The 11,326-nt window shown below is 66.3% G+C and carries 15 protein-coding genes; 11 read left to right on the forward strand and 4 right to left on the reverse strand.

Annotation, left to right across the window (positions count from 1 at the left end; all coding sequences use genetic code 11):
* Positions 1–13 precede the first annotated feature (13 nt).
* From V4558_07735 to csrA, 11 genes are all read left to right on the forward strand, one after another.
* Positions 14–775: a FliA/WhiG family RNA polymerase sigma factor gene (locus V4558_07735; protein MES2305382.1), complete on the forward strand. Its 762-nt coding sequence runs from the start codon at positions 14–16 to the stop codon at positions 773–775.
* Entirely contained in the window at positions 772–1,149 is a 378-nt protein-coding gene (locus V4558_07740; GenBank protein MES2305383.1) for a hypothetical protein, read from the forward strand. Before V4558_07735 ends, V4558_07740 begins: the two co-directional genes overlap by 4 nt.
* A 158-nt stretch (positions 1,150–1,307) precedes the next feature.
* Complete coding sequence (locus V4558_07745; GenBank protein MES2305384.1) at positions 1,308–1,994, forward strand: flagellar hook basal-body protein; 687 nt, start codon at positions 1,308–1,310, stop codon at positions 1,992–1,994.
* A 31-nt stretch (positions 1,995–2,025) separates the two neighbouring features.
* Positions 2,026–2,808 carry a flagellar basal-body rod protein FlgG gene (gene flgG, locus V4558_07750; protein MES2305385.1) on the forward strand — a complete coding sequence of 261 codons (783 nt, stop codon included), beginning with the start codon at positions 2,026–2,028 and terminating at the stop codon, positions 2,806–2,808.
* Complete coding sequence (flgA, locus tag V4558_07755) at positions 2,792–3,463, forward strand: flagellar basal body P-ring formation chaperone FlgA (GenBank protein ID MES2305386.1); 672 nt, start codon at positions 2,792–2,794, stop codon at positions 3,461–3,463. Before flgG ends, flgA begins: the two co-directional genes overlap by 17 nt.
* Positions 3,460–4,086 carry a flagellar basal body L-ring protein FlgH gene (locus tag V4558_07760; GenBank protein MES2305387.1) on the forward strand — a complete coding sequence of 209 codons (627 nt, stop codon included), beginning with the start codon at positions 3,460–3,462 and terminating at the stop codon, positions 4,084–4,086. The genes flgA and V4558_07760 overlap by 4 nt, the downstream gene beginning before the upstream one ends.
* A complete protein-coding gene (locus tag V4558_07765; GenBank protein ID MES2305388.1) occupies positions 4,083–5,132 on the forward strand; it encodes a flagellar basal body P-ring protein FlgI in 1,050 nt (349 codons plus the stop codon). The genes V4558_07760 and V4558_07765 overlap by 4 nt, the downstream gene beginning before the upstream one ends.
* Positions 5,129–5,467, forward strand: coding sequence for a rod-binding protein (locus V4558_07770; GenBank protein ID MES2305389.1), 339 nt, complete (start codon positions 5,129–5,131; stop codon positions 5,465–5,467). The genes V4558_07765 and V4558_07770 overlap by 4 nt, the downstream gene beginning before the upstream one ends.
* Complete coding sequence (locus V4558_07775) at positions 5,451–5,960, forward strand: hypothetical protein (protein ID MES2305390.1); 510 nt, start codon at positions 5,451–5,453, stop codon at positions 5,958–5,960. The genes V4558_07770 and V4558_07775 overlap by 17 nt, the downstream gene beginning before the upstream one ends.
* A gap of 3 nt (positions 5,961–5,963) precedes the next feature.
* A complete protein-coding gene (gene flgK / locus V4558_07780; GenBank protein MES2305391.1) occupies positions 5,964–7,331 on the forward strand; it encodes a flagellar hook-associated protein FlgK in 1,368 nt (455 codons plus the stop codon).
* A gap of 3 nt (positions 7,332–7,334) precedes the next feature.
* Positions 7,335–7,583 carry a carbon storage regulator CsrA gene (csrA, locus tag V4558_07785; protein ID MES2305392.1) on the forward strand — a complete coding sequence of 83 codons (249 nt, stop codon included), beginning with the start codon at positions 7,335–7,337 and terminating at the stop codon, positions 7,581–7,583.
* Here the strand turns inward: csrA and V4558_07790 are convergent.
* From V4558_07790 to motA, 4 genes are read right to left on the reverse strand one after another with little or no spacing between them, the layout of a single operon-like run.
* Complete coding sequence (locus V4558_07790) at positions 7,557–8,282, reverse strand: ATP-binding protein (GenBank protein MES2305393.1); 726 nt, start codon at positions 8,280–8,282, stop codon at positions 7,557–7,559. The genes csrA and V4558_07790 overlap by 27 nt on opposite strands.
* A gap of 26 nt (positions 8,283–8,308) precedes the next feature.
* Positions 8,309–9,472: an HD domain-containing phosphohydrolase gene (locus V4558_07795; protein ID MES2305394.1), complete on the reverse strand. Its 1,164-nt coding sequence runs from the start codon at positions 9,470–9,472 to the stop codon at positions 8,309–8,311.
* Positions 9,469–10,308, reverse strand: coding sequence for a flagellar motor protein MotB (locus V4558_07800; GenBank protein MES2305395.1), 840 nt, complete (start codon positions 10,306–10,308; stop codon positions 9,469–9,471). Before V4558_07800 ends, V4558_07795 begins: the two co-directional genes overlap by 4 nt.
* A complete protein-coding gene (gene motA / locus V4558_07805; protein MES2305396.1) occupies positions 10,305–11,174 on the reverse strand; it encodes a flagellar motor stator protein MotA in 870 nt (289 codons plus the stop codon). Before motA ends, V4558_07800 begins: the two co-directional genes overlap by 4 nt.
* Positions 11,175–11,326 lie beyond the last annotated feature (152 nt).

An 11,326-nucleotide genomic window follows, 5' to 3' on the forward strand; every position in this document is an offset into this window, starting at 1 on the left:
AGGGAAATGAATCATGGCACCCGCAACCGAAGTACTCTGGCAACGATATCGGAAACACGGCGACGCCGACGCGCGCGCCGAACTGCTGACCCAACACCTGGGGCTGGTGCATCACACGGCGCGGCAGATTGCCGCACGAGTGGGTGACGCGCTTGCGTACGAGGATATGGTCGGGGCAGGAACGCTCGGGCTGGTGCAGGCGCTGGAAGCCTTCGATCCGGAGCGCGGCTTCGCCTTTGCGACCTTCGCGACCCAGCGGATCCGCGGCTCCATCCTCGATGAGCTTCGTGCGGCCGATTGGCGGCCCCGATCGGTGCGCACCAAGGGGCGTCAGGTCTCCACCGCGACGACCGCGCTTGAGCGGAAACTCGGTCGGCGCCCGCGGCCGGAAGAGGTCGCGCACGAACTGCAGATCGATCTGGCGACCTACTGGCGCTGGCGGAATGACGCCGAGACCGGTGTGACCGTGGCGCTCGACACCGCCCCAGCGGGCGGCGAAGGCGGGCGACCGTCGCTCGCCGAACTGCTCGCCGACGACAACTCCCCGGCGCCCGATGCCGGCATCGCACGCGATGAGCGTCGCACCCTGGTGCGCGAGGCGATCGCTTCCTTGCCGGAGCAGCAGCGCACCGTGCTCGCACTCTACTACTACGAGGAACTCACCCTGCGGCAGATCGCCGAGGTGCTGCACGTCACGGAATCGCGGATTTCACAGGTGCGGACCGCCGCGTTGCGGACACTGCGCGAGTACATGACGGCGGAGGCGGCCGCATGACGTTCAGCATCGGAGCCCGCATCGCGATTCAGCGGCTCGGTGATATCGTCACCGGCGGGTCGCAGCCCACCAGTGCCGAAGTCGTGGGATTTGTCTTCACGCTGGTGGCGCTGGTCGGCATCGTGGTCCTGATTCGCGTCTGGCGAGTGCGTCGAGTTCGTCGACCACGCGCCATCCGGATCGAGCTGCCGGCAGTGAAGATCAAGCCGAGTGAACAGCTGGTCATGGCGACCAGTCGGAAGCCGCTCCGGACCAACGCCGACCGGGTGCGCGAGGCCGAGCGTCTGGCGGCCGATGGCGCGTCGATCGCGGCCATCGCGAGAGAGATCCGGCTCTGCCAGGATGCCGTCCGTTCACTGGTTGGTCCGCACTGACTCTGCCGACCTGAGGAAAGGATTGCCGGTCCCTTCTGCCGCCCTCCGGAACCGGCCCGGGAACGATATTGCAAGTCGTTTAATAGCAACGAGTTACAACTCCTCCCGATACGGCACACGGCTTGCCTTTCCTCCTGTTGTCCCTAGCAGGAGTCCCGATGCCGCTCCGCAGCATCATCAACACCGCCCGGACGCTGTCGTACTACACGCGGCTCCAGGAAACGACGGCGAACAACCTCGCGAACGTGAGCACCGCCGGCTTCAAGGGCGATCGCATCACGGCCCGCCAGGCTGCAGGCGATCCGCATCCGGTGCCGGTGCAGTCGATCGATCTGCGGCAGGGCACGCTCCGCGATACCGGCCGCCCGTTCGACCTCGCCCTGAAGGGCGACGGTTTTCTGGTGGTGCAGACCCCGCAAGGTGAGCGGCTTACCCGGGGCGGCTCGCTTGGCATCGGCAACGATGGCACCCTCGTCGACAATCACGGCGACCCGATTCTTGGCACCGGCGGCCCGATCAATGTGAGCGGTCGGCACGTCGAAATCAGCACCGATGGCACCGTGTCGGTCGACGGCAAGGATGTCGGGCAGCTCCGCCTCGAGACCGTGGCCGATCCCTCGACGCTCACGAAGGAAGGGGCGGGACGATTCATCGCCGGCGCAGCGACCCAGTCCGCCAGCGGCGTCACGGTTGCGCAGGGTGCGCTCGAGGACGCCAACGTCGATCCGCTGCTCGGCACCGTCGACCTGATCATGATCCAGCGCGCGTACGCGTCAAACCTCGACGTGCTCAAGACGATGGATGGCGTGATGGGTACTGTGACCAACGACATCGGCCGCGTCTGAGCCGGCGCATTCTCCGAACCAGGAACAGGCAATGAATCCAGGACTCCGTACCTCCGCCAGCGGCATGATCGCGCAGCAGAAGATGGTCGACGTGATCGCCAACAACCTGGCCAACGTCAACACCACCGGCTTCAAGCGCAGCCGGGCGAACTTCGAGGACGTTCTCTACGAGACCGTCCAGGGGCCGCGCACCACGGCAGGCGATGCCACCGTGGGTCCGATGCAGATCGGCCATGGCGTGCGACTCGCCGCGGTGACCCGGATCCACGGGCAGGGCGGACCGGAGCAGACCGGACGGCCGCTCGATCTCGCCATCGAAGGTGAGGGCTTCTTTCAGGTCCAGCTGCCGTCGGGCGACATCGGCTATACTCGCGATGGTTCGTTCACGCTTTCCGATAGCGGCCAGCTGGTGACGAATTCCGGTGCGGCGCTGGTCCCGAACATCGTGATCCCGCCCGACGCGACCAACATCACCATCTCCGAATCCGGCAGCGTGTCGGTAACCAGCGGCAAGAACGCCCAGTCGGTCGAAGTCGGGAAGCTCGAACTCGCCCGCTTCGTGAATCCGGCTGGCATGCTCTCGCTCGGCGGCAACCTCTATGGCGAGACCGTCGCCTCGGGACAGCCGACTACCGGGATGCCGCAGGAGGATGGCTTCGGTCGCCTGCTGCAGGGCACCCTCGAGTCGAGCAATGTCGAAGTCGTGCAGGAAATGACCGACATGATCGCGGCCCAGCGCGCCTACGAAATCAACTCCCGCGCGATTCGCGCGGCCGAGGACATGATGTCCTCGATCAGTGATCTCATTCGCTGAACTGTTGCTCTCGGCGAGCGTGCTCGCCGCAGGAACTCCGGCCGATACCACCGTGCCGGAGGCCTTTGCCGTGCGCGTGCGTACCGCCATCGCGGCACGCTGGAAGACAGGCGCCGAGCGGCTTCGGCTCGAATGGGGGCTCATCGCCTCGCGCAGTCGCCTCGATTCCGCCACGGCCGTACGCGTCGCCGGTGAGGGTAGTGATGGCTGGCTGGTGATTGTGGCAGAGCGGATCGGCGCTGCACCGATCGCGGTGCGCGTGCATGCCGGGATGATCGACTCGGTGGTGGTCACCGCCCGGGCGCTCGAACCCGGTCACCTTGTCTCGGCGGACGACATCGTCACCGAGCAGCGGATCCGCTGGGGTGCGCCGCCGAAGTCGACTACTACCACGATCGTGGGATGGGAAGTGCGGCGCAGCGTGCGGGCAGGCGAGCCGTTGCAAGGGCTGATGCTGCAGGCGCCGAAGATGATCGCGCCCGGAGACGCCGTGACGTTGCGGTGGCATCGGGGTGCGGTGGCACTCGAAGTGGAAGCCGTGGCATTGACGGCCGCTCGACTTGGTGAAGTAGTCTACGCGCGCGCCGGAAGTTCCCGGCTGGCAGGAACTGTTACCGGCCCGAATGCGGCACGGTTGGAGGAGAAAGGACAATGAAGGTGCAGATGATGCGATTGCTCGCACTCGCGACGATCGCCCCGGTGATGTCGGCAGCGGCACAGCAGGCCGCGGTGCCGCCGGCAGCGGGAGCCGCGACGGCCGCAGTCGATACCACGACCCGACGCGCGAGCATGCGCGCGAACTGGCTGACCGATCGTCGCCCGCTCCACGTAGGTGACATTCTCGCGCTCATCGTCGATGAACAGGCCACGGCCACCGAACAGAGCACCACCACGGCACGGAACACCCGAGACCAGTCCGGCGCCTGGGATATGGAATCGGCACCATCGATCCTGAAGTCGCTCGGTATTTCCTACGCAGCACATTCCGATCAGGGTGGCGTGGCGAATCGCAGCGGCGGGCTCTCCACCGTGCTGAGTGTTCGTGTCACCGCCATCGACCCGAGTGGTGTGGCGCACATCGAAGGGCACAAGCTCCTGGCCATCGATGGCCGCAAGCAGGAAGTCAGCATTTCCGGGCTGGTCCGACCCGAGGATGTGAGCGCGGGGAACACCATCCTGTCGTCGCGCATTGCCGACGCCTCGATCAGCTACAAGGGCAAGAAGATCTCACCGAAGACGGGAATCATCGGCAAGATCCTCGGGATGCTCTGGCCATGAGGCGCGTCCTGGTGTGGGTGCTGCTGGCACTCGCCGTCATCGCGTCGTCGAGTTCGGCGCAGGTGCGGATTGGCGATGTCACCTCACGCGATGGCGAAGTTCCCGTGCGCGTCGTCGGCTATGGTCTGGTAGTCGGCCTCGACGGCACCGGCGACAAGTCGTTCGGCAACAGCAACGGCGCCGTGCATACGGTCAAGTCGGTGACCAACCTGCTCCGCCGGTTCAACATCGAAGTTCCCGGCGACCGCCTGCGTCTCCGCAACGTCGCTGCCGTGCTCGTGACGGCCGAGATCTCGCCCTACCTCAGGCCTGGTGGCCGCTTCGAGGTGCAGGTCGCCTCGCTCGGCGACGCGACCTCATTGCGTGGCGGGGTGCTCTGGATGACTCCGCTTGTGGCCAATCCCGATGACGCCCCGCTGGCGACAGCACAGGGCGCCATTCCGATCCAGCTCGAGGAGCGGAGCGGGCGGGGCGGCTATCGCGGCAACAGCAACAAGGGGGCGTCGAGCGGCCGCATCACCGATGGCGGCATTCTCGAGGCGTCGTTGCCGGCCCTTACGCTCGCAGCGAATCCCCGCCTGGTGTTGCGCTCCCCCGATCTCGGCCTTGCCGCGCGGGTCGCCATGGCGATCAACGCGAAGTACGGCCCGGGTGCGGCCAAAGTCGAGGATCCGGGCTCGGTGCTGCTCAAGGCCCCGGCCGGCGGTGCCGATAGTCTCCCGATGTTCCTCGCGGCCGTGGATACCCTCTCGGTGACCGCGTCCGACTCGCCGCGAATCGTCATCGACGCTCGCAGCGGGATGATCGTCGCCGGTGGCGACGCTCGCGTGGGCCCGGCCGTGGTATCGCTGCACGGAATCACAGTGCGGATCGGTGATTCGACCTCGGTACCGTCGGCTGGCGTGGTCTCGCTCGCGAAGGGTGCCACGGTGCGGGACGTGGCAGTCGGGTTGCAGGCACTCGGTACGCCGCCCGCCGACGTCGCGGCGGTGTTCGACGGGCTCCGTGCGGCTGGTGCGATGACCGCGACCGTGGTCATCCGGTGACCGCACCCATCGGCGGAACACCGCGGCCGGCACCAGGGAGTCCGGAGGCGAAGCTCCGGCACGCGGCCTCGGAGCTCGAGTCGGTCTTCTATGGCCAGCTCTTCCAGGCGATGCGCGACGCGTCGCCCGAGGGCGGGGCGATCGAGACCTCGTCGGCGGAGAAGATGTTTACCACCATGCTCGACGACAAGATTTCGCGACTCGCCGCAGGGCAGACGAACCGCGGCCTCGCTGAGGCGATGTACCGGCAGTTGAGCAAGAATCTTCCCGTCGCGACGACCGCGCCAGGGAATCCCCCGTCTGCGGCAGGGAGGCTGGATGTCGGTACTAAGTGACGCCTCGACCATGGTAAGCGGTGCCGATCTCGTCTCGGCGATGGCCCTCGAAGAGCGCCTCCTGAGCGATCTGCGCAACGCCCTCGCCCGGCAGCGCGAAGGCGTCTCCGAGGATGACCCGGCCACACTCGATGCCGCCACGCTGATTGTGTCGCGATCGGTGCTGACGCTCGAGCAGGCACGTCGTCGCCGCGAACAGATCATGCAGCTGCTCACCGGCGGTGAGCCGGCGACCTACGCGGTGATCGAGGAGTTGACCGCCGAAGTGCCCGACCTCGCCAACGCGCGGCTCACGTTGCGCAACGAGGCGCAGATGGCGGTGCGCGAACTCGCCCTGAACCAGGCAATTCTCGCGCGGGCCCTCAAGGCAGGCGATGCCTATCTCCAGACGCTCTTCACCTCGGTCACCGACAGCCCCGCGGAGTACGGTCAACACACTGGCGTGAAGGAACGCCCGACGCCGAGTGGTGTCGTTCTCAACACCAGGGCCTGACCCATGTCTCTGGGCTCCTTGCTCAGCATCGCCAAGTCGGCGCTTCAGACGCAGCAGAGCGCGCTGAATGTGACCGGCCACAACATCGCCAACGCGACGACCCCCGGTTACACCCGCCAGCGGATCGCCCTTACAGCCGAGACGCCACTGCGGACGCCTCAGGGCACCATCGGTCGCGGCGTTACCGACGAAGGGATCTTCGCCACACGGAATCGCTTCCTCGACGCGTCGTATCGTCGCGAGACCGGCGTCTTCCAGCATGCCGACACGCTGCGAGACCTGATGGGCCGCGTAGAGCAGGTCTTCGGCGAACCATCGGACAACGGGCTCGCGGCATCGATCGATGCCTTCTTCAGTTCGTTCTCCGACCTTGCCAACGATCCTGCCTCACTCTCGGCGCGCGCAGCAGTCCAGCAGGCAGGCCAGCAGCTGGTACGGCAGATCGGCACCATCGACGGCCGGATCAACGAGGTCAACCAGACCGTCGTCGACACCTTCCGCGATACCGTGACACAGGTCAACTCGATCGCCCAGCAGGTGGCGACGCTCAACCAGCAGATTGTGGTGGCGGGCGGTCCCAATCGCACCGCGCCGGACCTGCAGGATGCGCGCGGCAAGTTGCTCGATCAGCTCGCGGGCTACGGTTCGGTGCGGGTCATCGAGCACGACAACGGTTCGGTGGGTGTGGTGTTCGGTGACACGCTGCTCGTCGATGGCAGTCAGCAGCAGACGCTGGATGTTCGTACTCCGGTCGGGGGCGGCCTCTTCGCTGGCGTCGTCGGCGAAACCCGCAACCTCACACCGATTGCCGGGTCGCTCGCAGCACTTTCCGAACTCGCCGGGCAGGGGCTGCCGAGCGTGCGCGCCGAACTCGATCGCCTGACGTCGGCACTGGTAACCTCCGTCAACGCCATCCACGCCGCGGGTACCACCAATGCCGGCGCGACCAATACCAACTTCTTCGATCCGGCCGGCATCACCGCGAATTCGTTTGCCCTCGCTGCACCGATCGCCGCCAACGCTGCGAATATCGTGGCCGGGACCACGGCCGCCTCCGGTGACAACGCCGTTGCGCTGCAGCTGGCCGGCTTGCGGACCACCCCGATTGCCTCGCTCAACAGCAGCACGGCCGGTGAATTCTACGTGTCGCTGGTCTCGAGCGTCGGCAGCATCGTGCGCGATGCGACCCAGGAATCAGATGCCTCGGAAGCACTCGCCAACGGCACCGCGACGCGTCGCTCCAGTGCGACCGGCGTGTCGACCGATGAGGAGATGGTTGACCTGATGGTCCACCAGCAGGCATTCGCGGCAGCATCGCGCCTCGTCAAGGTCGCCGACGACCTGATGCAGACCTTGCTCACGATGGTCTGAGCCATGCTGGTCCTGAGCCGAAAGGAAGGCGAGGCGATCGTGATCGACGGCAACATCCGTGTGGTGGTGCTATCGAGCGATCGTCGTGGCGTTCGGCTTGGAATCGAGGCACCGACGGAAACCGGGATCCTGCGTGAGGAACTGGTGGTGCAGGTGGCGTCGGAAAATCAGCGGGCCCGTGCCAGCAATGACGCGTCGGCGTGGGCCGCGCGCGTCCCGCTTCGTTCAGTTCGGGGCAACCGGCCGGGCTGAAGACTTCCACCGCCGGGTTGCCATCACAAAGCGCGCGCCGCTGGCAGCAACCGTCGGTTGATACTCCAGCGTGCCGCCATTCCCTTCGGCGAGCAGTCGGGCAACCGCGAGCCCGATGCCGAGGTGATGCCCTCCTTCACGTCGCGCGGCGAAGGGGTGGAAGAGTTTCGGCTGTACCTCGCTCGCGACTCCCGGACCATCATCCTCGACAATCAGCGATACCACGCCGTCGCTCACACTGGCGCTGATCGCGATCCGCCCGGTATCGCGGCCAGCCATCGCGTCGAACGAATTCAGCAGCACCGCAAAAAGCGCTTCGGCGAGATCGGCTGCCACCGCGTGGATCGGCGGCAGCGTGCGGGGCACGTTGACCTCGAATTCCACTCGTGGCCCGGTGCGCCGCCGCGCGAAGATCGCCACCACCGGCTCGACGACATCGGCGAGGGCGACCGGCCCTGGCCGCCCAGAACCAGGGGACGCAAACGACTCCATGGCGCCGATCTGCCGCATGATGGTGGAGTGCGCGCTCGAGAGCCCCTCGCTCATCGCGGACGTAAAGGATGGATCGTATTGCAGGGATTGGTGCACCATGCCGACCATCTGGGCGGCATTGCGGAGGTCGTGGCCGACGCCCCGGGCGATCACCTCAGCCATCTTCGCGCGGTGGGCGGCGCGGAGCAGTTCCTGTTGATTGAGCATCTGCACACAATCCAGGAAGAGGGTGACTAACGCCCGCTGGACAGAATGATGACTCCGTGCACGATCGGGTCAATGGCGTCGCGCCGGCGGATCAGTTGAAGGCTCTGGCTGGTCAGGACCGCCCCCGCCGAAAGCAGCTTGACCCCCGATGCCGTATGAAGATCGGCCGCCAGGATCATCCCCTCGCACAGGTCTGGAACCTGAACATGACTCCCTTCCGGCCGCAGGGTCCCGCTCTCCTCAGCCGCTACAAGCACATCCAGTGCCGCAATGACCGCCGGATCGTACCGAGTGCCGCTCTGGATGCTCAGAGCCATCGCCGCCGTGGCGAGCGAGGCATCCCCTTCCCGGGCGTGTTCCCGGACCGCAGAGAGCAGATCCACCACCACGCGGAGCAATCGGGCCCGGAGCGGGATCTGGCCACGCTGGAGGTCAGCGGGGGTCCCGGTACCATCCCAGTTGGCCCCCATCGCCTCTACCAGATGCGCAGCGCCGCGGAAAACCTCGACTTGCCTCAGCAACACTGCCGACGCCATCAGGGTTCGCCCCGTCGGAGCGCCCTCACCCGGACGTCCGCGCCCCGGCGCAACGATCCGCCCTAGTTCGTGCAGGCGTGCGGCAAGCACCATATCCTCGAGCAGGTGCTCCTCAACCCCGAACTCCCGTGCCAGGATCAGCGCCGCGGCGGCGACTTCGTTCCCTCGCTCCTCCGAACCGGGGGCGGCCGAGTCGAGCGTATGGACGAGCAGTTCCTGAACCTGGCGCACACTCTCCATCGCGTAGCGCCCGCCAGACGCAGGCTCCGATCGGGTCCGATGTGCAGCGACCACGGCGCGGACGCAACCGGAGAACTCCCCGGCATCGACCGGATTCTGGAGCAGGGCCGCGGCGCCGAGGCCCCACGCCCGCTTCCGGGACTCGGCGTCAAGGTTGTCCGCGAGCAGGACGAGCGGGATGCCGAGCAGGGTCGGGTCGCCGTTGATCATCTCGCTCAGCGCCGTCGCCAGTGGCCCGATGTCCAGCATGCTGGCGACCAGAGCCTCGGGCGCGAGGTCGCCGACCCGGAGCCGCGCTTCGTCGGCCGAGCCGACCTCGACCACAACGAACCCGCCGTGGCGGGTCAGGATCATGCCAAGTTCGGAGCGTTCGGCTGCGTTGTCGCCCACCAGCAGGACGATGCCGGCGTTCACTCCGGCCTCCGCCCCGCCGCCTGGCTGTCCGGTTTCGGCGCCGTGGTGGTGGCAGCGGGGATCTCGCCGACCTTCGGCACCTGCACCAGAATGGTCACTCTACGATTCTGCGGCGCCGACGGATCTGTCGGAATCCGCGGCTCACGATCGGCCAGCCCGCGGACGGCTGTGACTTTTTCGCCGTCGTATCCCCCGAGGATCAGCGCCCGCCGGGCGGAGTTGGCGCGGTCGGCACTCAGCTCCCAGTTGGTGTAGCCCTTGCCCGCAGCAAAAGGGTGCGAGTCGGTGTGGCCCTCGATGATGACCGGATATCCCACCCGCTCAAGCACCGTGCCGATCGAGGTGAAGAGCTGCTGCGCCTTCGGGAAAAGCGTCGCGCTGCCGCTCGCAAAGAAGACATCGGTCGAATCCTCGAGCAGCGAGATCCGCAGCCCCTCATCGGTGACCTCGATCACCACGTGCTGACTCAATCCCGCCGACGCGAGCGAATCCGGCAGCGATTCCTTGATCTGCTGGCTCAGCTGCAGCAACTCGTCGTGCCGACCGTCGGCCGGCTTGGCCTGGATCTGCGCCCGGGTCGGTGTCATCGGTTGCCCTTCACCCGGAATCATCGACGCGCCCGACTCATTGCTGCGGCCGAGCGGATCCTGGAAATAGCCCGCGATCGAGGAGCGGATCTCGGAGCTCTGCGTGACCAGCCAGAGCACCAGGAAGAGCGCCATCATCGCGGTCATGAAGTCGGCAAACGCCACCTTCCACGCGCCGCCGTGGTGGCCGCCGCCCTTCTTCACGATCTTCCGGATGATGATGATGGGTTGTTCACGATCGGTCTTCATGCCGCCTTCTCCAGGCGGGTCGACTTGCACGCCGCTTCCATTTCGAGGAACGTCGGCCGGGTGTCTGCACTGATCGCCTTGCGCGCGAACTCGGCCGCCACGATCGGCGGCAGGTTCTTCGCGAAGGCGATGGTGCCGGCCTTGAGAACGAGGTAGAGCTGGGCTTCTTCCTGGTTGCGTGCCTCGAGGTTCGAGGCAATCGGCGCAATGAAGCCGTAGGAGAGCAGGATGCCGAGGAAGGTGCCCACGAGCGCCGAGGCGACGTGATGACCAATCTCGCCGATCGGTCCGCCAATGCTCTGCATCGTCACCACGATGCCGAGCACCGCCGCGACGATACCGATGCCGGGGAGCGAATCGGCCACCCGGGTCAGTGCCGCGACCATCTGGTGGTCGGCTTCGTGATGTACGTCAATTTCCATTTCCAGCATCGCTTCGAGGTCGTGAGCCGGCACGCTGCCCACGAGCACTGTGCGCAACGCATCGCAGAGAAACTCCACCGCGTGATGGTTGCCACTCAGCGACGGATAGCGCTTGAAGATGCTGCTCTTCTCGGGCTCCTCGATGTGCGATTCGATCGCGATCAGGCCGTCGCGGCGGGCGACCTGGAAGAGCTCGAACAGCGCCTTCAGGACATCAACAAAGTACTCCCGCGTCACGATGCTCGGTTTGAAGACTCCGGGGAGCTTCTTCACCAGCGCCTTGAGGACCGGCTGGGGCGTCGACACCAGCACGGTTCCGATCGCCGTTCCGCAGATCACGACCCATTCGGACCAGGCCAGCAGCACGGCCATTGGCCCGCCGGCCATGGCGAATCCGCCAAGGACGGAGACAATGACGACTAGCAGACCAATGATCGCGAACACTCGTGTTCTCCCTCCAGGAGAGGATTCAGGTGAGTTGGTTATCGGTCCGGCGGGCCTCCGACTTCACTCGGGGCGGTCCGAAGCGCCTTTTCGGCCGGTCGGGGCGGGCGGCGGGGGGCGATTGTCATCCCCCCGTCATCGATTTGAGGGGG

It is taken from the genome of Gemmatimonadota bacterium (genome assembly GCA_040388535.1).
GTDB lineage: Bacteria > Gemmatimonadota > Gemmatimonadetes > Gemmatimonadales > GWC2-71-9 > Palsa-1233.

Excerpts from the sequence above, each read along its gene's own strand:
- V4558_07735 (MES2305382.1), top strand. The coding sequence starts at position 14 with ATGGCACCCGCAACCGAAGTACTCTGGCAACGATATCGGAAACACGGC.
- V4558_07740 (MES2305383.1), top strand. The coding sequence starts at position 772 with ATGACGTTCAGCATCGGAGCCCGCATCGCGATTCAGCGGCTCGGTGAT.
- V4558_07745 (MES2305384.1), top strand. The coding sequence starts at position 1,308 with ATGCCGCTCCGCAGCATCATCAACACCGCCCGGACGCTGTCGTACTAC.
- flgG (MES2305385.1), top strand. The coding sequence starts at position 2,026 with ATGAATCCAGGACTCCGTACCTCCGCCAGCGGCATGATCGCGCAGCAG.
- V4558_07760 (MES2305387.1), top strand. The coding sequence starts at position 3,460 with ATGAAGGTGCAGATGATGCGATTGCTCGCACTCGCGACGATCGCCCCG.
- V4558_07765 (MES2305388.1), top strand. The coding sequence starts at position 4,083 with ATGAGGCGCGTCCTGGTGTGGGTGCTGCTGGCACTCGCCGTCATCGCG.
- V4558_07775 (MES2305390.1), top strand. The coding sequence starts at position 5,451 with ATGTCGGTACTAAGTGACGCCTCGACCATGGTAAGCGGTGCCGATCTC.
- flgK (MES2305391.1), top strand. The coding sequence starts at position 5,964 with ATGTCTCTGGGCTCCTTGCTCAGCATCGCCAAGTCGGCGCTTCAGACG.
- csrA (MES2305392.1), top strand. The coding sequence starts at position 7,335 with ATGCTGGTCCTGAGCCGAAAGGAAGGCGAGGCGATCGTGATCGACGGC.
- V4558_07790 (MES2305393.1), bottom strand. The coding sequence starts at position 8,282 with ATGCTCAATCAACAGGAACTGCTCCGCGCCGCCCACCGCGCGAAGATG.
- V4558_07800 (MES2305395.1), bottom strand. The coding sequence starts at position 10,308 with ATGAAGACCGATCGTGAACAACCCATCATCATCATCCGGAAGATCGTG.